The organism is Pseudomonas yangonensis (genome assembly GCF_009932725.1).
GTDB lineage: Bacteria > Pseudomonadota > Gammaproteobacteria > Pseudomonadales > Pseudomonadaceae > Aquipseudomonas > Aquipseudomonas yangonensis.
Map to the genome: position 1 here is coordinate 240,023 of NZ_BLJU01000002.1, position 19,184 is coordinate 259,206.

The window sequence follows — 19,184 nt, forward strand, 5'->3', positions numbered from 1 at the left end:
CCGTTGGCAGTTACGGCTTTGTTGCGCGAAGCGCGCAAGTCGTGCGTTCAAGGGCGTTCCAGACCAACGATTTGGTGTCGCTCCCACCAAGGCGGGAGCCCATGCAATTCGCAGGTTCCGGATTGACCAGCACTGTTCCGTGGTCGAGCCGCTATCCCGCATATCCGTTATGACGGCCTTTTCAGGGGGCTTAGTTAAACCTCGGCAAATGTTGATCCTGCTCGCCTTCCTCTGGCAGGGCCTGTTGCGGCTGGCCGGCGACCTTGATGGTCGGCATGCTCTCGCCCATCAGACGCAGGTCGCGACGCGGCAGGGCGAAGCGCACATCCAGGTCGCGCAGGGCATCAAGCAGTTGCAGATTGATCTCCTGCTGGATGTCCATGTACTGGTTGTAGTCCGAGCTCTGCACGATATACACCACTTCGAAGGTCAGCTGGCTTTCGTCGAAACCGAGAAAATGCGCGCGGTCGAAGCGGGTCTTGGGCGTGGCGCGGATGATGTCGCCGACCCGCTCCGACACCTGGCGAACCTTGTCGCTCGGTGTGTCGTAACTGATGCCGAACTTGAAGACGATGCGGCGGGTATTCATGCGCTTGTAGTTGTGCACGATCTGCTTGAGCAGGTCGGCATTGGCGCACACCACCTGTTCGCCGCTGAGGCTGCGGATGCGTGTGGTCTTCAGGCCGATATGCTCGATGGTGCCGGCTACCGCGCCGAACACCACGAAATCGCCGATTTCGAAGGGCTTGTCGACGCCGATGGACAGTGAGGCGAAGACATCGCTGAGCACCGTCTGCACCGCCAGCGCCACGGCGATACCGCCGACCCCCAGGCTGGCCACCAGCGCGGTGATGTCCACCCCCAGGTTGGCCAGGATCGACAACAGCATCACCGACCACACCACGATCAGGATCATGATGCTGATGATGGTGGTCATCACCGGGTTGTAGGCGCCGCTCTTTTTCATCACCAGACTGCGCGACCACAAGCGCACGCCAGTATCGACCCACAACGCGACCTGCAAGGCCAGGGCAACGAACCAGGTATGACTCAACGCGCTCTGCCAGCTGCCAGGCAGCTCCGGCAGGCGCAGCGCGAGCAACAGGGAAAAGGCCAGCAGCAACACGCGGCTGGTACGGCCCACCACCACGGCGATGAAGTGCGGCCAACTACCATCCTGATCCTTCGACCAGGCCATCAACCGCTTGTGCAGCGTGCTGACCACGGCACGCAGTACGCTGTAGATCAGCGCCGTAGCGACGACGACGATCGCCACGTTGAGCCAGAGCTCACGTTCAAGCCAGATGTTCCACTGTTCCATCGCCAAGGGCCTCCAGGAAAGGATGTATAGATTTCTGGTGGCATTGGGGGGCAGAAGTTCCGGGGAATAATTGGTCTCGGTTGGTTCAGCTGACGCAACCCATGTCTGCGAGAACCCTGGCGGTCAAACCTTTCAAACGCTCAGAAACGAAAAAGCCCCGTCAGTGATGACGGGGCTTTTGCTTGGCTGTCTGGAGCGGGTGATGGGAATCGAACCCTTTCCGGCCTCTCGCTGTGATCCGCAACGCCCGGCTTTACTGGCCTCGTAGCCCAGCCACTACGGCATTTTTACGCTATCTCTTGCAATGTCTTCGACACTTTTTCGACACAGCTGCTAGACAGGCCTGCAAGCTATGGCTAGCTTCCAATTTCCAGTCAATGCTAGGTGCTACATGCTGATACTGATTCGCATGATTCTCGGTCTTGCAGCTCTATCCGCTGGTTTTGTTGTGTTCGGTGTTATTGGCTCATGCGGGGGAGCAAGGAATTGTGAGGCGGAACTAGGTGAAAGTCTTTTTTGGGCCTTTCTTATTTCACTGCCTTTTGCACTCTCAGCATTGATTCTCGCTGGTCGTAATAAAATTCTTTCAGCGGTCTATTTGTTCTGCGTCTTAGTCGTTTCCATTTTTGTCTTTGTTTTGTTTTTCTTTAGAACTATTCCTTGGAATCTGATTGGTGTGCTGGCAGATATTGCGAATCCTAGAGAGCTCAGTTACTTGACGCTTCTAGTTGGTGTTCTTCCATCAATACTTGTGCATTTGTCTCTACTCTGTATGCTAAGCCTTGTGCCAAAGCATATTAAAATTCTTGCAGGCAAAGGTAAAAGATCATCGCCTTTGGCTAGCTAATCCAACGCATCCAGATTTTTAAGTTCCATAAATAAATCTGTCCCCTTTTTTGAGCCTTGCAGTGTTTTCGACACTTTTTCGACACAGCAGCTTATTGTTGTTTTGGCAAGAATATCGTTTTCCCTAGAGGCGACACGTCAAGGCCAAAAACAATCCGCCGCAGATACGTCCGGCGATCAATCTTTGCATTGCTTATAGTGGTTGAATAATTTTCGTGCGATAAACAAAGTTTTAGTCCTGTAAATTCGATTGGTTCGAGGGCGGTAATGCTTCGTCTGCAGGGTTTGGCTCTATAACTCCCACTCACATGACTGCTGAAAAGCCCTGTATGGATTTGGCGTTCGCTGATTACTTCATGTCCTGTTCTGACTAATGCCCATCCTGAAAATGTGAGATATAGGAAGGTGCAAATTATTAAGTTCGGAGCGCTCAGCTTGTCGTGTATATTATAGGTGTTACCCTTGAGAGATATGTCAAGATAAACAATGATTCCAGCAATAATTGCTGCAATGGAAAATCCGATAAGACTTATTTTAAAGGGGCCATAAAAGGCAAGGTATAGACCTATTACTCCAGCGAATAGCAAGATGGTGAAAATACATTTCACTAATCGTTTGCGCATACAATCTCCAACTGAAATTTATCAAGGAGAAGATGCCCGCTCGCGATCCAGAAGGCATATTGAGAGAACATCTGCACGATGGCCTCGATGTCCTGCTCGTTGGCACGCCGCTTGCCATTTCTCAGGTGATACCAGCTACTGCGGTCTGTGCCAGTCCGTTTCTCAAGCTTAGGGGCTGAGAGCTTCTTTCTGTCCCATACGTCTATCAATCGTTCTCTGATCATTCCTTGGTTACTTGCTCTGATTCCTTTCCGTACGGGCATACCAGCGCCTAGCTGCTTCCTGGGTGATCGCTATCCCGCGTTGGGTTGGCTCAAGTTTCGGTTGGCTTCGTCATAGGCCGGGCTGGTTTGGCCAGCAGCAGGCGCAATCTGGCCGCTAGCCAGCCATAAGGCGTATTGGGGGTAGATCTTCACCAGTACGTCGATCTCTTCAGTGCTGATTCGCACTGCGCCTTTGCTAAGGCTTTTCCAACGGTTGTGGTCAGTACCGCTTTCGGTGCTGATCCTCTTGGGGCCATACATCTTGATCAATAGACGAGCCCTATCGCCTGAGCTTTCCATATAGATATTGATTTTCTCTTAATCGGGGGCAAATGTTGCTCTCACTCACGGTGGGGGCTATATTTGCTCCGAGGGTTATATTTGCTCCCTCGGAATGCTGAACATTGCCGAACATAGTGGATTAAAGCTTATGGATACGGAAGGTCTCGACCCGCAAAAGCTGCACGGTGCCCCGCCCTTGATGCCGTGGCAGAAGTTCGCCGAGTGGATCGGCATGGGCAACGAACCCATCGTGGTACGCACCTGGGTAGAACGTAACTACCTGCCTTCGCAGAAGGTCGGCAAACGCACCATGGTCAACGTGGCGTTGCTGACCCGCCAGCTACTGGAACAGGAGTGGACGCTGTGAGCCGAACAGACCCGCAATTCAAGCTGCGCGTACCGCCCGAGCTGCGCGCCAAGATCGAACAGTCCGCCTTCGCGTCGCGCCGTTCGATGAACTCGGAAGTCGTCATTCGCCTGGAAGCGAGCTACGCCCAGGACAAGCCAGCAAAGGAGCCCACGCCATGACACACGTAATAGGCCGCGATCTGTGCGCCATCGATACCTTCGCCACCGCTTGTGGTGTTGAGGAACAAGAGGTACGCGGCTGGGTACAGAACGGCACCCTGCCAAGCGTGAAGCTGGGCGATCAGCGCTTCATCAACGTCAGTCGCCTGCAGGCTGATCTGCTGAGCGGAAAGGACGCCTTTGACGCGGGGGACTATGACCATGACTAGCACTGGCCTGACCCTGGATGCTGCAAGCGCTATCAGCTACATCGGCCAGACCGTTCTGGTCGAACTGTGCTGGGATGATGAACCAGAGACCGTCTGGCATTGCGTCACTGTTGTTGGGGTGATTGTCCCCGTGGAGGGCGTTCAGAAAGACGCATGCCTCATAACCGTTAACTTGGATGGTAAAGATCGGTTTCCCTCTGAAATCTATCTCGACACCATCCGCACTATCAGGGCGATGCGGCACCGCGACCGGCATGGTTCCGGCAACGTACTGGGCCGCATGACCCTGACCCATTCCGCCGATGGTTCCGGGTCAAGGGCCGCGCTCCCGGCTCGTCGGAACAGCTTCACCGTTCCGTCGAACGGAAGCACGGGCGCAGCGAACCCTTGACCCCACGCCATGAAAACAAGCCTGACCACGGGAGAGTGGGGCAGCTTCACCGCCCCGCGCTCCCGAGCCCTCGGCGGCAAGAGTGGGATGACAAGGGCAAAGCCCTTGGTGTTGATCTTCAACGCCCTCCAGTGCCGCACAACCGCCACGTCTGATCCTGGGCGTTCCCGCCTGCATCTGCTCCCGCCCACACCTGAAACGCTGCCGGGCTTTCTCGCGCTGATCCTCTACCTGCTGCTATCCGCCTGGGGGAATAACTGGGTCTCGATGATGAGCCCAGGAAGTCCTTCGCCGAGCGCCTGGACAGTGACAGACGAAGGATGCGGGCCGGCGGTGGGGTTGCGTGCGAGGCACGAGCGCGGGTGCGCGCCGCCGGCCCGCTGACGCCCCTGTAGCACGTCAGAGAGTTAGAGAAAAACTTCCGCATTAATCAGCAATAGGTGAACACATGAGAAAGCCAAAAGACTTCCTGAGACTCGACATGCTGGCCTGTGAAGACCCGAATGGGCGCCTGTTCGTCGACCCGAGTACAGCCGGTTTCGTCGACCTGTCGAAAGTTCGCCTGCTGCACTGCGGGGTTGATACCGTCCGCCAGCTGTATCGCGGTTTGCTCCGCCCTGAAATCATGAGCCTGTTCGACAAGCCCGGCGCCATCGTCGACTTCGCGGGAGAGCGCTGGCATGCAGGCCGTGTGAGCAAGGATTCGGGCTACCAGTACAAGCTGCAGAACGCTGACCTGGGGTTTGTCCTGTTGCTCAAGAACTACAGCGCCAAGCAGGAGAACATCGGCCCACACCTGAAAGTCGAAGTGTCACCCCATGCTATCGACGCTCTGTCGCCTGAGCGCCTGCAAGCCCGCATGGATTTCTACGCCGAGCAGATCCTTACGCACCTTGAAGTAAACCAATGCGCCGTCCACATCGCCCTGGATCTGCAAGGCTGGCAACCGCCTGCTGATTTGGTGGCCCGCATGCACTGCCGCGCCCGCGCTGCCCGTGATATCTCCGGCATCAAGGAAATCCAATGGACGATGGAGTCTGCCACCTACGGCAAAGGCCAGTCCTACCTGTTTGGCTCGGCGGGCAGCGTCCAGCTGGGTATCTACAACAAAACCCTGCAAGCCCGAGCGGTAGACAAGCTCGACTACTGGGAAGGCGTCTGGCGGCGTCGTGACAGCTTCGACGAAGGCGACCCGGACAACTACGATCCCAAGCAAGACGTGTGGCGTGTCGAGCTTCGTTACCACCATTCCGTCATCCAGCAGTTCGCCAGTGGCTCCATTGATCTGCACACCGGCAACGCCATCGAAACCAACAGCTATGCCGCCTTTGTTCCACACCTCGACGGCCTTTGGCGATACGGCATGCAGCAGTTCAAGTTGCTGGCCCGCCCTGGCTACTACGAACCGATCTGGACCTTGCTGCGTGAAGATGCCCGCGTCGATCTGCCGGTCGATTCGCTGCTGGATGACACCGAGTACAAGCGCAGCTACAAGACCTCGCGCGGCTTCTCCGGCAAGAACGTCGAGTTGTTCCTGGGAAACTTCGTCAGCCTGCTGGCACGGGAGCGAGTGGGCGTAAAAAAGGCGTTCTCCACCCTAAAACAATGGGACTGTTGGCCCGTTATACGGGATCACTACGCGGCCAAGGAAATGAGTGAGCGTGATCTCTACAAACACATCAAAGGCATGCTGGAGGAACGACACGTCAGGTGGGGCAGGGCAGTCTGATGGCGATCATCCAACAGCCTGACGGGCGCTGGAAGGTCGATGTAGAACCCATCAAGGGGCGGCGCTTCCGTAAGACCTTCAAGACCAAGACCGAGGCGCAACGGTTCGAAACGTCCTGCAGGGCCAAGGTGATGGAAACGCCTGACTGGGCGCCCAAGCCAAAGGATCGCCGCAAGCTCTCTGAGGTGTTCAGCCGCTACTACGATCTGCACGGCCACACCCTGGCTGACTCCAAGCGCTTGAAACAGGTTCTGCAGAACATCGCTCGCGACCTGGGCGACCCGATAGCGGCCAAGTTCACCGCTGACCAGTTCTGCACCCTGCGCGGCAAGCAACTGGCTGAGGGCATCCACGGTAAGACGCTGAACAACCGCCTGGGCTACGTGAAGTCGGTATTCAACGAGCTGCACCGCCTGGGTGATATCGACTACCCGAACCCGTTGGCCAAGGTGCGTCCGTTACGCCTGCAGGAACGCCCGCTGTCATATCTCTCCCAGGATCAGATAGCCGAACTGCTGGATGCCTTCGACAACTACCCGAACTGCCGTCACCTGGCGCTGATCGCTCGTGTCTGCCTGGCTACCGGGGCACGTTGGGGTGAGGCTCAGGGGCTGGTGCCGTCCAGGGTGAAGAATGGCGCTGTGACCTTCGCCAATACCAAGTCGAGACGTACACGAACCATCCCGATTGCTCCCGCCCTGGAGCGGATGTTGTTGGACTACTTCAAGGAATGCGGGCCGTTCCCGAACTGCATTCGTCATTTCAGCCGGGTCCTGGAGTCGACCTCGATCACGCTTCCGGCCGGACAAGCCACGCACGTTCTGCGGCACACGTTCGCCAGTCACTTCGTTATGGCCGGTGGCAACATCCTCACGCTGCAGAAGGTGCTTGGACACTCTTCCGTGACGATGACCATGCGCTATGCACACTTGTCACCCGATCACCTGCAGGACGCGGTGCGGCTGAATCCCATCTTCGACACTTTGTCGACACTTCCAAAACCCGGAAACTAAAAAGCCCTGTAAAAACAGGGCCTTAAAGCTGCGATTTTGGAGCGGGTGATGGGAATCGAACCCACGGCTCTAGCTTGGGAAGCTAGGGTATTACCATTATACGACACCCGCAGCGGGTGCCTTTATACCGGAACCTGCGGCGAAAATGAAGGGCGAACCGGAACCTGTGGTGCAGCCGGTTCGCCTCTGCGCCTGTTCATACGGCAATGGCCTGCAGTTCCTGCAGCTCGCCGCGCGTCGGCACTTGCAGGCGTTTGCTGGGGGCGTTGAAGAAGTCCAGCAGTACGCGCTGGGTCTGCAGCCACGCGGCCTTGTGTTCCATGTCGAGGAAGTGGCCGGCGTCGTCGATCACCGCGAATTGGGCGTGGTCGATGTGCTGGGCGAACAGGCAGGCGTCTTCCACCGAGGTGTATTCGTCGCGCTCGCCGTTGACGAACAGCAGGGGGATGTCGATGGCCTGCAGGCACTCCATGCGGCAGTGCGCTTCCATGTTCAGCACCTGTTTGATGTGGGCGTACATCTGTCGGTATTCGTGCTCGTCCAGGGTGCTGACGTGCTTGTGGTTGAAACGCTTGAACAGCGACGGCAGGTGTTTGCCGATGGTGCTGTTGACCAGCAGGGCGATGTTGTCGCGATCCACGGCGTTCAAGAAGCGCAGACCCTTGTGCAGGTAGTCGAGCATCGGCACGTTGAGGATCGGTGAGAAGGAGCAGATCGCCGCCTTCTCCAGCGTGGCCGGGCGCTGCGCCAGGGCGAGCATGGAGGCGACGCCGCCCCAGGAGAAGGACATCAGGTAGTTGGCGCCGTAGTGGTCGACCAGCTTGAGCAGGATAGCGGCTTCGTCTTCCTTGCTGATGGGCGTGAAGTCGCTGTTGTGCGGCTTCGATTGGCCGGCATAGGGCAGATCGAAGGCCACCACGTTGAACTGCGGTTGCAGGTACTTGACCGTCTGCGCGAACGAGGCGGTGGTCGCCAGGGAGCCATTGACCAGAATGATGGTCTTGCTTGCTGCCGGGTTGCCGTAGAACTCCGTGTGTACCTTGTGCTTCCTGTTGATCTCGACGACTGCGGTTTCTGGCCTCATGTCGTTTCCTCCTGGCGCAAGTGAACAAGGCGAGCGGGCGGCCGTTCGCATTTGATTGAGCAGTCAGAAAAGCGCCTGAGCGTGACAGCTTGATGTCAGGCTGGAGATTTTTATAAGTATTGGAATTTCAAGCAGTTAGGATCGAAACAGGCGAGCGCTCCAAGCCTGTTATGGCGTTGGAGAGGGCGGTGTTACCAGGCAGGAATCCAGTCGGCGCAGAGCGCCAGCAACTGAAAGAACGCTTAGATGTCTGGCGGTGACCGATTGGTCATCTCAGGACTTATTGTTCGATTCAAGCAGTTGCCTTGCAGCCGTGCAAGGGTGAGTCACATTTTTATCGCGGTTTGTGGATACCGTTGGTCGGGTTGCAAGGTGCAGCGCCTGCGCGATCAGACGCTGGCGATTTCGGCAGCGGTCAGCGCGCGGTACTGGCCTGGGGCGAGCTGTGGATCGAGCTTGATCTCGCCCATGCTTTCGCGATGCAGGGCGACCACGCGATTGCGGAAGTGGCCGAACATGCGCTTGACCTGATGATAGCGGCCCTCGAACAGGGTCAGGCGGGCTTGGTGACTGCTCAGTACGTCGAGCTGTGCGGGCAGGGTGGTGAGATCTTCGAAGGCAAAGTACAGGCCGCGCTCGAACACTTCGGCATACTCGCCGGTGATCGGCTGTTCGGTGGTGACGTGATAGACCTTGGGCTTGCGCTGCTGCGGCTGGGTGATGCGCCGCGACCAGCGCCCGTCGTTGGTGATCAGCAGCAGGCCGCTGGTATTGAGATCCAGGCGTCCGGCCAGGTGCAGGTCGTGCTTGTCCGGCTCGTCGAGCAGGTCGAGGATGGTGCGGTGCTCGTGGTGTTCGGTGGCGCTGACCACGCCGACCGGCTTGTGCAGCATCCAGTAACGCGCGCTGCGCCCGGCCTGCAGGAGTTCGTCGTCCAGCTCCACGCGGTGGAAGTCGCGGATCTCATGGCGCGGGTCGTTAATGACCTCTCCGTCCACGCGCAGGCGACCGGCGCTGATCAGCAGGCGGCTGTCCTGGCGGCTGAAACGCGGAAAGTTGCTGAGGAAGCGATCCAGGCGCATGGCTCAGTCTCGCTCTTTGCGTTTGGCGGCTTCAACGGCACCGGCGCAGGCGGGGCAGAGGCAGGCCTGGTCGCGTTGCTCGGGCGTCAGACGCTGCAACGCGGCGGGGGCGATCTGCGCTGCGAAGCACCAGCAGGGGACATCGATGCGGCCAGCCGCGATGCTGCACTGGTTGGTCTGGCCGCATAGTGGACAATGCTCGGCGTCCATCAATGCTCTTCACAGACGCGGTCGCGCCCGGTCTGTTTGGCCCGGTACAGGGCGCGGTCGGTGCGGCCTAGCAGGTCGTGTAGCGCTTCGCCCGGCCGCCACTGGCTGAGGCCGAGGCTGACGGTGACCTGCAGCGCTTCACCGCTTACCGGGTAGCGCTGATCGGCACAGTGCTGACGCACCTTTTCCGCCAGTTCGTGGGCAGCGTGGCGGTCGGTGTTCTTCAGCAGCAGGATGAATTCCTCACCGCCCCAGCGGCAGAGAATGTCGGACTGGCGCAGCGTCGCGCGCAGTCGTTCGGCGAAGCGGCGCAGTACCTCGTCGCCGGCCAGGTGGCCGTGCTGGTCGTTGATCAGCTTGAAGTTGTCCAGATCCAGCATCACCGCAGACAACGGGCTGCTGTCGCGCTGCGCCTCCTGCAGGGCCTGCTCCACGTGGAGTTCGAAGCCGCGGCGATTGGGCAGATTGGTGAGGCTGTCGGTGGTGGCCAGGGCGGCGATCCGCTGCTGGTAGCGACGGATCACCAGGCTCACCAGGGCCAGCACGATGATGGTGACCAGCAGACAGATCAGCAGGTTGATATAGAGACTGTGGCGAACGGCGGCCAGCGCGCCTTCTTCGTGCTTGTCGACGAACAGGAACCACTCGAGCTCGGGAATGTAGCGTACGTTGAGGAAGTGTCCGCGCTGGTGCTCGTCGTAGCGATAGTCGCCGCTCTTGGGCTGCGGCAGCACCGCCAGGAGGTTTTCCAGACCAGGCACTTCGCTCAGCGGCTGGCCGCGGTGGGCGCCCATGGGACCACCTCCGGCTCCGGTCAGTACCAGATGGCCGTTGCGATCGGTGAAGAAAATGTTGCGGTCGTAGCGCCGCTGGTAGTCGTCCACCAGCTTGACCACGGCATCCACGGTCAGGCCGACGCCAGCCACGCCGATAAAGCGTTCCTGATAGTCGAACACCTTGAAGTTGATGAAGAAGGTCAGTCGGTCCTCATTGGCCATGTCCGGATCGACGCTGATCTCGTAGGGTTCTTTCATGTTGCGCACGCGGAAGTACCAAGCGTCGCGTGGCTCGCCTTCATTGATCTGTTTGAGCACGCCCTTGGCCTGATAGTAGGTACGGGTTTGTTCGGAGATGAAGAAGGCGGTGAAGGTGCCGTAGTGATCCTGGATCTCGCGCAGGTAGCGGGTGACGGGCTCCGGGTTCTGCTCACCGGCCAGCGCCCAGTCGCGCAGGAAGGTGTCGCGCGACATCATCGAGGCGATCTGCGTCGGGCGGATCAGGTCCTTCTGGATCTCGGAATAGATGGTGTCCGAGGTCAGCGGTAGTTCGGTGTCGACGATGTTCTGGCGAATGCTGTCGCGCGAGGCGTAGTAGCTCAGCAGCGAGGTGGTGAGAAAGCCGCTGCCGAGCAGGAACAGGAGCAGTAACACCAGCGAGGTTTGCGTGTACCGTTTGGGGCGCGGGGACATGGGTGAATCCGGCGGCGGGCTGATGGCTTGATGCTAGCTTGCTGAACGGGGATAGCGCTAGTTGTGATCATGGTTACGGGAGCCAGACGGAGTCCCGAGGCTGCTTGATGGTTCCCCCTGCTGGTGTCCTGGAACGCTCAGCGTTTATTGGTCGCAGCGAATCTATCCGCGATCCGGCAGGCAGCTGCGGCTGCAAGCAAATGGTGTGTCAGTGCTGTTCGTCGACTCGTTGTGCGGCTCACTCGGTAGCGCGGAACGGGCGTATGTGCAGCGTGTCTTACCAACAGCTGAAGGTGCTGCGCCTCGTGCCGTCACCGTCCAGCGGATATTGGAAATTCGAGGAGTATTCCAGCATGCGTGGTTTGACCGTGATGACATTGGTCTTTTTCCTGGGGGGCTGCAGCTTCAGTGCGCCCGGTGTGCATGCGCGCGTCGGTGATCCCGACGTGATTCGTGTCGATCTGGGTGGGCATGGCTATTCCAACGGTGGTTCCTTTTGCCCGCCGGGACATCGCATGAAGGGCAACTGCTGATGAAAGCCTTATTTGCGCTGTTGCTGGCGACGAGCCTGGTATCTGGTCTGTCTGGGTGCAGTCTCAGGCTGCCGGGTATCGGAATCGATATCGGTGATACCGGTGGCCCACCCCATTGCCCGCCTGGCCAGGCGAAGAAAGGCCGTTGCTGATCCGGCTCCGGGCTCGCTGCCCGGCTTATCGTCCGAGGAGCTGAGCGCTCCTCCTGCTTCCTCAGCGGAGGCTTGCATGTTCGACAGACTTTTCTTCGCCGCCCTGCTGTTCCTCTCGCTCAGTGGATGTGCGGTCTATGACTACGACCGTGGCTATCACAACGGCCACGCCTACCGTTACCACGACGGCTACCGACGTGATCACTACGCGCCGCCTGTCTACGTGACGCCGCGCTATTACTACGAGGATCGCCGTAAGCACGACTACCCGGCGCCTCCGCGCTATGTGCCAGCGCCACCGCCACGTCATCACTATGGTCACGACCAGCGTCGCCGAGATGGCTACAACCGCTACGACCAGCCGCGGCACGACTATCGCCGCAACCATGGTCTCCGGGAGCACCGAGGCGGACAGAGACAGCGTGGCTGGGATGCCGGCCGCAGCACGCAGCAGCGCTTCTCCAACGGGCGCAGCCATAACGACCAAGGCCGTAGCGGCGAGCGCCGCTGGTAAGCCGCCCAATTCGCCGCGTGCCAGCACGCGGCGTCCGCTCATCTACCCGACAATCGCTTCGACCAGGTCCTGCCCCGGTGGCGCCAGGTTGAAGGTGGACGCTGGAGGTTCGCCGTGGCATGGCACGTTTGCACAAGGGGACTTGCTAGGGTGACGCTTGGCGCCTGAGCAGTTCCTCGATAGCTTGCTGAGCGGTGACGGCGGACTGGCCAGGAGCGCGGTACTCGGCGATGTGCAGGTCGATTCGCCAGTGCTCAGCTGCTTCGACAGTAACGAGACCTTCGGGCTGACTCTTCGCTAGAAGCCTGCGCCAGTCGAAAGAAGGGCGGCCATCCTACCGGTGGGCCGGCACACTTCAGGCTCATCCAATCGGAGGCTGACGATGAACCTGTTGTCTTTTGCCAAGGGCGCTTTGGCCGGCGCCGCTCAATCTGTTCATCCCTTTTCAAGGATTGCTTCGAGCGTAACATTGCCGCTGACTCGTCAGCGATACGTAATGAGGAATTGCCAGCAAGCAGGCGTAGCAGACCCTATTCCACGAACAGCTGCTGCACCACCGAAAAATCCTGCTTGCCCTTGCCCTGTTTGAGCAGCAGGCGGTAGAGCTGCAGCGCCAGTGCGCCCATCGGGGCGCTGTTGCCGTTGTGGCTGGCGGTTTCCTGGGCCAGGCCGAGGTCCTTGGCCATCAGCTCGGCCATGAAGCCGCCGCTGTAGCCCTTGGACGCCGGGGCGTTCTCCATCACCCCGGGCCAGGGGTTGTATTTCTCCAGCGTCCAGTTGCCACCTGAACTCTGCCGCATGATCTCGGCCAGCACGGTCGGCTCCAGGCCATTGGCCACGCCCATCGCCATGGCCTCGGCAGTGGCGATCATCTGCACCGCAAGCACCTGGTTGTTGCATACCTTGGCTACCTGGCCCGCACCATCGGGGCCTGCATGGAAGATGTTCTTGCCCATTGCGGCGAGCATCGGTCGGGCTCGTTCCAGCGCTTCGGCTTCACCGCCGACCATGAAGGTCAGGGTGCCGGCGGCTGCGCCGCCGGTACCGCCGGACACCGGCGCATCGAGCAGGGCGATGCCGCGCTCACGGGCAGCTGCGTGCACCTTGCGTGCGGATTCCGGCGCGATGGTCGAACACTCGATCACCAGCGTGCCGGCGGGCAGTCGTGCGAGCAGGCCTTCATCGCCCAGGTACAGGCTTTCCACATGGCGACTGGCCGGCAGCATGCTGATTACCACCTGTGCCTGATCGATGGCATCGGCGGCGCTTTCGGCGGCCATGGCTCCCTCGCCAGCCAGGGTATCGACGGCGCTGCGCACCAGGTCGAAGACTTTCAGCGGATAACCCGCCTTGAGCAGGTTGCGGGCCATGGGCAGGCCCATATGGCCGAGGCCGATAAAGGCGATCTGGGTCATGTCGGTTCTCCTTGTTCTTGTCGTTAGCGTTTCAACAGGTCGTTGAGTTCGACGAAGGGCGCAGCGTCCCTCGCAAAGTCGGCGCGGCCCTGATGCAACTCGCGAGCGGCCTTGAGGAAACCGCCAAAGGCCGCACGGGCCAGGCTGGAGCCAACGCTCACCCGGCGCACGCCGAGCTCTCTCAGATCGTCCAGAGTCAGGTTGCTGCTGGACAGCCCCAGCAGCACGTTGACCGGCCGTGGTGTAACGGCACGCACCACGGCGTCGATCTGCGCGCGGGTGGTCAGGCCAGGGGCATAGAGCACATCGGCGCCGGCCTCGGCATAGGCTTGAAGGCGGCGCAGGGTGTCGGCCAGGTCTTCACGCCCGTGCAGGAAATTTTCCGCGCGGGCGCAGAGGGTGAAGGGGAAGGGCAGGCTGCGTGCCGCCGCCACCGAGGCGCGGATGCGTTCCACGGCCTGTTCCAGCGGGTAGATGGGCGCATCCACACACCCGCTGGCATCTTCGATGGACCCACCCACCAGCCCGCAGGCAGCGGCCTGCAGCAGGGTGTCTGCACAGCCTTGCGGGTCGTCCGCGAAGCCGTTCTCCAAGTCGGCCGCCACCGGCAAGGGCGTGGCTGCCACGATGGCGCGGGCATTGGCCAGGGTTTCCTCGCGGCTGACCTGACCTTCGCCATCGGGTCGGCCAAGCGCAAAGGCCAGGCCGGCGCTGGTGGTGGCCAGGGCTTCGAAGCCCAGCGCCGCGAGTATCTTCGCCGAGCCGGCATCCCAAGGGTTGGGCAGTACCAGCAGTTCGTCGCGTTGATGCAATGCCTGGAAGGCCAGGGCTTTTTGCAGTTGCGTATCGGCCATGCCGTTACTCCTTGGGTCAGCGTCGTGCCTGTAGGTCTTCAGGTCGCGGCTAAAAGCCCCTCCCACAAAAGCCCTGCTACAGCGCCGAAAGCATCACAAATCCGCCAATGGATGTTCGCCGTCCCAGGCCGGGGCGAAGTGCGCGTCGATCACGGCTTGTGGAATCGCGGTCACATCCGGCCAATGCCAATGCGGCGTCTGATCCTTGTCGATCAGGCGCGCGCGCACGCCTTCGGGAAATTCCGGGTGGCGACAGCAGTTCAGGCTCATGGCGTATTCCATGCGGAACACCTCGGCCAGCGACAGGTGGCGGGCACGACGGATCTGCTCCCAGACCAGGTGCGCAGTCAGCGGACAGCCGTGGGCCAGGGTCTTGGCGGCGCGGGCGAGCAGGGCATCGTCATCCTGCTGCAGGGCGCTGATGGCCTGTACCGCTGCCGGTAGATCGGCGACATCGAGCAGCTCGTCGATGCGCTCGCGGCGCGGCAGCCATTGGGCCGCCGGCAGTTCGCCGCGTGCCTCGTTCTCCATTGCGCGCAGCAGGCTGTGCAACTGCGCCGCCGGCTGCTCGCGCCAGTTCAGCTGCACCAGGCCTTCGAGCAGGGCGTCCTGCTGGTCGTCACGCAGGAAGCGGTCGGCCAGATTCAGGTCCAGCGCATCGCGGGCATTGATGCTGGCGGCGGTCAGGCCGAGAAACAGGCCCAGGCGGCCCGGCAGGCGGGCAAGGAACCAGCTGCCGCCGACATCCGGATACAGGCCGATATTGATTTCCGGCATGCCCAGGCGGCTGCTCGGCGTGACGATGCGGATGCCGGCGCCCTGCATCAGCCCCATGCCGCCGCCCAGCACGTGGCCATGGGCCCAGCAGATGAAGGGCTTGGGGTAGCTGTGAATGCGATGGTCGAGGCGATATTCGTCGGCGAAGAAACGTCGGGCCAGGGCAGGTATTTCGCCTGGCTGTTCGCGACACTGCTTGACCAGTTGCACCACGTCGCCGCCGGCGCAGAAGGCCTTGGGGCCGTTGCCGCGCAACATCACGCAGGCGATGGTCGGGTCTTCGGCCCAGGCTTTCAGGCGCGCATCGAGCGCCTCGATCATAGGCAGGGTGAGGGCGTTGAGGCTCTTCTCGGCGTCCAGGCTGGCGATGCCGATGCGGTAGCCATGCAGGCTGGGGCGTTCTTCAAATTGCAGATTCATAGGATAACCTTTGGGGCTACAGGCTACAGGCTACAGGCTACAGGCGATGCGCCGCTCTTGCCTAAGGCCTGCAGCTTGCAGCCTATAGCCGCTCTTCTCATTTGTTGCGCCACTGCGGGTCGCGTTTCTCCAGGAAGGCGTTGACGCCCTCACGGGTATCGTCGGCATCGAACAGGTCGACGAAGCGTTCGCGCTCTTCCGGTAGCCAGGTGTTCGGGCCACGCTCGCGCGCGCCCTGGATCAGCGGCTTGATGGTGCGTACCGCCACCGGGCTCTGCCGTGCCACCTTGGCGGCCAGGAGCAGGGCGGTGCCACGGGCCTCGCCGGTGTCCACTACCTGTTCGACCAGACCGATACGCAGCGCGGTGTCGGCGTCGATGCGTTCGCCGCAGAGGATCATGCGCTTGGCCCAGCCTTCGCCGACCAGCCAGGGCAGGGCCTGGGTGCCGCCGGCGCAGGGCAACAGGCCCACCGCCGCTTCCGGCAGGGCCATCTGCGCCTGGCGTTCGGCGATGCGGATATCGCAGGCCAGGGCGCATTCGAGGCCGCCACCCATGGCGTAGCCGTTGATCGCGGCGATGGATACGCCGCGAAAATCGCGCAGGGTCTCGAAGGCTTCGCCGAAGCGCCGCGCCATCTCGCGGGCGCGCGCCTTGTCGCCGTCGGCGAACATGTTCAGGTCGGCGCCGGCGGAAAAGAACTTGGGCCCCTGGCCGGTCACCACCAGGGCGTACACCTCGTCGTCACGGTTGAGGTGCTCGACCACCTGCTTGAGGCCGATCAGCGAGTCGCGGTCCCAGGTATTGGCCGGCGGATGGTTGATGGTGATCAGCGCGGTGTGGCCGTGCTTTTCCACGGTGAGCTTGTGGGTCAGGTCGAAGATGCCGGATTTGTAGGTTTCGATGGCTGTACTCATGGTCGTCCTCGATACGGATCATGGCTGTAGGAGCGAGCTCTGCTCGCGAACATCGCTCGCTTCTACATATCGTGGTTACTACAGCAGGCGATCGAGCATGCCGCCCTGCAGGAGCAGGCGGCGGGCGATGATTACCCGCATGATCTCGTTGGTGCCTTCCAGTATCTGGTGCACGCGTGCGTCACGCACCCAGCGTTCCAGTGGATAGTCATTCAGATAGCCGTAACCACCATGGAGTTGCAGCGCTTCGTTGCAGACCTCGAAGCAATGGTCGGTGGCGAAGCGCTTGGCCATGGCGCAATAGAGGCTCGCTTCGCCATGGCCCTGGTCGAGCTTGTATGCGGCCAGGCGCACCATCTGCCGGCTGGCCGTCAGGCCGGTGAGCATGTCGGCCAGCTTGAACTGCAGCGCCTGGAATTCGCTCAGCGCCTTGCCGAACTGCTTGCGCTCTTCGACGTAGCGCAGGCTTTGCTCCAGCGCCGCCTGGGCTGCACCCAGCGAGCAGCTGGCGATATTCAGGCGGCCACCGTCGAGGCCTTTCATGGCATAGACGAAGCCTTCGCCTTCCGGGCCGATGCGGTGGCTGGCGGGAATGCGCACGCCGTCGAAGGTGATGGTGCGGGTCGGCTGCGCTTTCCAGCCCATCTTGTCCTCGTTGCGCCCGTAGCGCACACCGGGCGCATCGGCCGGCACCAGGAAGCAGGAAATGCCCTTGGCGCCGTCCTCGCCGGTACGCGCCATGACGATCAGCACATCGGTCGAGCCTGCGCCGGAGATGAAGCACTTGCTGCCATCGATCACGTAGTCATCGCCATCGCGTCGCGCGCGGGTGCGCAGGTTGGCGGCATCGGAGCCGGCATCCGGCTCGGTCAGGCAGTAGGAGGCCAGCGCCTGGCCATTGATCAGTCCGGGCAGCCAGGCGTCCTTGAGCGCCTGGTCGGCGAAGCTGGCGAGCATCCAGGTGGCCATGTTGTGAATGGTCAGGTAGGCGGTGGTGGCTACGCAGCCCGCCGCCAGTTGTTCGAAGATCAGTGAGCTGGACAGCCGCGAGAGGCCCAGACCGCCATCCTCCTCGCGCAGATACAGGGCCAGGTAGCCCTGTTCCGCGGCGCGGCGAATCACCTCGATAGGGAAGTGATGCTCACGGTCCCAATCCGCGGCATGGGGCGACAGCTCCCGCGCGGCAAAGGCGCGGGCACTGTCGGTGAGCAGGCGTTGTTCATCACTGAGTTCGAAGTCCATGGCATCTCATTGCAAGGTCAGGGGTTGGCCGCCAGCCCGCCGCTCGGCCTGCCACTCGGCGAGGCTGGGCAATGCACTGCTGGCGTCGAGGCGGTCGACGATTTCGAAGTAGTCCTGCTTCAGCGGGTCCTTGAGCACTTCGTCGCGCGGCTTCACCTTCACCGCGTATACGGTCTGAAGGTTCTGGTGGTCGAAGGCGCGCCATTGCTGCTCATCCTTGAGCAGGGTGTAGCGGTGACCTTCCAGCGCCTTGATCAGCGCTTCGCTGTCCAGGCTGTTGGCGCGCTTGGCGGCATCGGCCCACTGCTGGACGATGCTGTAGGCCGAAGCGGCTGAGCTGGACGGGTACATCTCGTAGCGGGTCTTGAAGGCTTCGACGAAGGCTTCGCCACGGGCGGACTTTTCCAGTGCCGGCACCCGCCAGGTCCAGGGTTCGGTGCCGATCACACCCTGCATCAGTCCGGGGCCGGCCTGTTCGACCATGCTTTGCGTCAGGTTCGGCGCAATGACCTGCATACGCGAAGTCAGGCCCAGGTCATGGGCGATGCGCATGGCGCGCACCAGATCCTCGCCGAACAGCACCAGGGCGAGAACGTCGGCATCACTCGATGCGGCCTGGGTCAAGGCATCGGTGTAGTCGGCCAGGCGTGCGCCGGGGAAGGGGATGCGTACACCTGCATGCTGGCCAGCATCGACGCTTGCCGTGGCCTGGCGCAGTGAGGCTTCGGTGGTGTGGCCCCAGGTGTAGTCGGCGGTGACATAGAAATAACGCTTGTTCGGCAAGGTCTTGCTCAGATACTGGCCGAGTACCTTGGCGCTCATCCAGGCGTTGTTGCACTCGCGGAACATGTAGCGGTGGCCGTCCTTGCCGGTGGTGTCGTTGGAGTAGGTAAGGGTGCCGAAATACAGCAGGCCGTGCTCCTTGGCACGCTTGCCGGCGGCAATGGCGACCGCGCTGGAAGAACCGCCGAAGAGCATCGCTGCGCCCTCGGCAGCCAGCTTGTCGACGTTCTTCTCCGCCTTGGCCGGACGCGAGGCCGTGTCCTTGCTGGACAGGCGCAGGGGCCTACCCAGTACACCGCCCTGAGCGTTGATCTCGTCGATGGCCAGCAGGGCTCCACGCATTTGCGCCAATCCCTCCTCCTTGTATGGTCCGGTGCGCGGGTAGTTGAGGCCGAGGGTAATGGGCTCGGCAGCCTGCACACAGGCAGTGATTCCGGCCCACAGGGCCAGGATGGCAGACAGTTGGCGCATTGCAGTTCTCCTTGTTTTTGTTCTGCAAAGAGTCCTTTTACGCCGCTTGTCCAGTTC

General features: G+C 61.0%; 22 protein-coding genes and 1 tRNA gene. 10 read left to right on the forward strand and 13 right to left on the reverse strand.

All coding sequences use genetic code 11. The annotated features are described in order from the left end of the window. Window positions 1-190 precede the first annotated feature (190 nt). Window positions 191-1,321 carry a mechanosensitive ion channel family protein gene (locus GYB81_RS02730; protein ID WP_161864468.1) on the reverse strand — a complete coding sequence of 377 codons (1,131 nt, stop codon included), beginning with the start codon at window positions 1,319-1,321 and terminating at the stop codon, window positions 191-193. Window positions 1,322-1,712: 391 nt separating this feature from the next. Between GYB81_RS02730 and GYB81_RS02735 the strand changes: the two genes are divergently transcribed. Beyond that, window positions 1,713-2,168, forward strand: coding sequence for a hypothetical protein (locus GYB81_RS02735; protein WP_161897726.1), 456 nt, complete (start codon window positions 1,713-1,715; stop codon window positions 2,166-2,168). A gap of 91 nt (window positions 2,169-2,259) precedes the next feature. Here the strand turns inward: GYB81_RS02735 and GYB81_RS02740 are convergent, their stop codons facing one another. Continuing rightward, a complete protein-coding gene (locus GYB81_RS02740) occupies window positions 2,260-2,790 on the reverse strand; it encodes a hypothetical protein (RefSeq protein ID WP_161897727.1) in 531 nt (176 codons plus the stop codon). 693 nt (window positions 2,791-3,483) lie between these two features. Between GYB81_RS02740 and GYB81_RS02745 the strand changes: the two genes are divergently transcribed. The 6 genes from GYB81_RS02745 (at window position 3,484) to GYB81_RS02770 (ending at window position 7,205) form a co-directional block, all read left to right on the forward strand. Next, window positions 3,484-3,702 (forward strand): DNA-binding protein, encoded by a 219-nt coding sequence (locus tag GYB81_RS02745; RefSeq protein WP_161897728.1) that lies wholly within the window; start codon window positions 3,484-3,486, stop codon window positions 3,700-3,702. Beyond that, the gene (locus GYB81_RS02750; RefSeq protein ID WP_013714357.1) at window positions 3,699-3,863 is read left to right on the forward strand and encodes an Arc family DNA-binding protein; all 165 of its coding nucleotides are present in this window, start codon (window positions 3,699-3,701) and stop codon (window positions 3,861-3,863) included. The genes GYB81_RS02745 and GYB81_RS02750 overlap by 4 nt, the downstream gene beginning before the upstream one ends. Further along, window positions 3,860-4,072: a helix-turn-helix domain-containing protein gene (locus GYB81_RS02755; RefSeq protein WP_013714358.1), complete on the forward strand. Its 213-nt coding sequence runs from the start codon at window positions 3,860-3,862 to the stop codon at window positions 4,070-4,072. Before GYB81_RS02750 ends, GYB81_RS02755 begins: the two co-directional genes overlap by 4 nt. Beyond that, on the forward strand, window positions 4,065-4,463 hold the full coding sequence (locus GYB81_RS02760) for a hypothetical protein (RefSeq protein WP_161897729.1): 399 nt from the start codon (window positions 4,065-4,067) through the stop codon (window positions 4,461-4,463). Before GYB81_RS02755 ends, GYB81_RS02760 begins: the two co-directional genes overlap by 8 nt. Before the next feature lie 448 nt (window positions 4,464-4,911). Beyond that, window positions 4,912-6,192, forward strand: a complete 1,281-nt coding sequence (locus tag GYB81_RS02765; RefSeq protein ID WP_049792465.1) for a phage replication initiation factor — start codon at window positions 4,912-4,914, stop codon at window positions 6,190-6,192. After that, window positions 6,192-7,205 carry a phage integrase gene (locus tag GYB81_RS02770; protein ID WP_161897730.1) on the forward strand — a complete coding sequence of 338 codons (1,014 nt, stop codon included), beginning with the start codon at window positions 6,192-6,194 and terminating at the stop codon, window positions 7,203-7,205. Before GYB81_RS02765 ends, GYB81_RS02770 begins: the two co-directional genes overlap by 1 nt. A 37-nt stretch (window positions 7,206-7,242) precedes the next feature. Here GYB81_RS02770 and GYB81_RS02775 read toward each other — a convergent pair. From GYB81_RS02775 to GYB81_RS02795, 5 genes are all read right to left on the reverse strand, one after another. Next, window positions 7,243-7,316: transfer RNA gene (locus tag GYB81_RS02775), tRNA-Gly, on the reverse strand. 85 nt (window positions 7,317-7,401) lie between these two features. Beyond that, a complete protein-coding gene (locus GYB81_RS02780; protein ID WP_161864467.1) occupies window positions 7,402-8,289 on the reverse strand; it encodes an alpha/beta fold hydrolase in 888 nt (295 codons plus the stop codon). A gap of 389 nt (window positions 8,290-8,678) precedes the next feature. Further along, window positions 8,679-9,371 (reverse strand): pseudouridine synthase, encoded by a 693-nt coding sequence (locus tag GYB81_RS02785; protein WP_161864466.1) that lies wholly within the window; start codon window positions 9,369-9,371, stop codon window positions 8,679-8,681. Window positions 9,372-9,374: 3 nt separating this feature from the next. After that, the gene (locus tag GYB81_RS02790; protein WP_161864465.1) at window positions 9,375-9,581 is read right to left on the reverse strand and encodes a cysteine-rich CWC family protein; all 207 of its coding nucleotides are present in this window, start codon (window positions 9,579-9,581) and stop codon (window positions 9,375-9,377) included. After that, entirely contained in the window at window positions 9,581-11,050 is a 1,470-nt protein-coding gene (locus GYB81_RS02795; protein WP_161864464.1) for a sensor domain-containing diguanylate cyclase, read from the reverse strand. The genes GYB81_RS02790 and GYB81_RS02795 overlap by 1 nt, the downstream gene beginning before the upstream one ends. A 272-nt stretch (window positions 11,051-11,322) precedes the next feature. Between GYB81_RS02795 and GYB81_RS02800 the strand changes: the two genes are divergently transcribed. The 3 genes from GYB81_RS02800 (at window position 11,323) to GYB81_RS02805 (ending at window position 12,249) form a co-directional block, all read left to right on the forward strand. Next, entirely contained in the window at window positions 11,323-11,583 is a 261-nt protein-coding gene (locus GYB81_RS02800) for a hypothetical protein (RefSeq protein WP_233787471.1), read from the forward strand. Then, window positions 11,583-11,735 (forward strand): hypothetical protein, encoded by a 153-nt coding sequence (locus GYB81_RS24680; protein ID WP_233787472.1) that lies wholly within the window; start codon window positions 11,583-11,585, stop codon window positions 11,733-11,735. The genes GYB81_RS02800 and GYB81_RS24680 overlap by 1 nt, the downstream gene beginning before the upstream one ends. Before the next feature lie 76 nt (window positions 11,736-11,811). After that, window positions 11,812-12,249, forward strand: a complete 438-nt coding sequence (locus GYB81_RS02805) for a hypothetical protein (protein WP_161864462.1) — start codon at window positions 11,812-11,814, stop codon at window positions 12,247-12,249. 530 nt (window positions 12,250-12,779) lie between these two features. On the opposite strand, the gene mmsB is transcribed toward GYB81_RS02805, so the two are convergent. The 6 genes from mmsB to GYB81_RS02835 form a co-directional block, all read right to left on the reverse strand. Beyond that, complete coding sequence (gene mmsB, locus GYB81_RS02810) at window positions 12,780-13,664, reverse strand: 3-hydroxyisobutyrate dehydrogenase (RefSeq protein WP_161864461.1); 885 nt, start codon at window positions 13,662-13,664, stop codon at window positions 12,780-12,782. Between the two features lie 23 nt (window positions 13,665-13,687). Next, the gene (locus tag GYB81_RS02815) at window positions 13,688-14,518 is read right to left on the reverse strand and encodes an isocitrate lyase/PEP mutase family protein (RefSeq protein ID WP_161864460.1); all 831 of its coding nucleotides are present in this window, start codon (window positions 14,516-14,518) and stop codon (window positions 13,688-13,690) included. Window positions 14,519-14,611: 93 nt separating this feature from the next. Further along, on the reverse strand, window positions 14,612-15,715 hold the full coding sequence (gene dspII, locus GYB81_RS02820) for an enoyl-CoA hydratase/isomerase DspII (RefSeq protein ID WP_161864459.1): 1,104 nt from the start codon (window positions 15,713-15,715) through the stop codon (window positions 14,612-14,614). 97 nt (window positions 15,716-15,812) lie between these two features. Then, a complete protein-coding gene (locus tag GYB81_RS02825; RefSeq protein ID WP_161864458.1) occupies window positions 15,813-16,631 on the reverse strand; it encodes an enoyl-CoA hydratase in 819 nt (272 codons plus the stop codon). Between the two features lie 78 nt (window positions 16,632-16,709). Beyond that, the gene (locus tag GYB81_RS02830; RefSeq protein ID WP_161864457.1) at window positions 16,710-17,873 is read right to left on the reverse strand and encodes an acyl-CoA dehydrogenase family protein; all 1,164 of its coding nucleotides are present in this window, start codon (window positions 17,871-17,873) and stop codon (window positions 16,710-16,712) included. A gap of 6 nt (window positions 17,874-17,879) precedes the next feature. After that, window positions 17,880-19,127: a substrate-binding protein gene (locus GYB81_RS02835; RefSeq protein WP_161864456.1), complete on the reverse strand. Its 1,248-nt coding sequence runs from the start codon at window positions 19,125-19,127 to the stop codon at window positions 17,880-17,882. Window positions 19,128-19,184 lie beyond the last annotated feature (57 nt).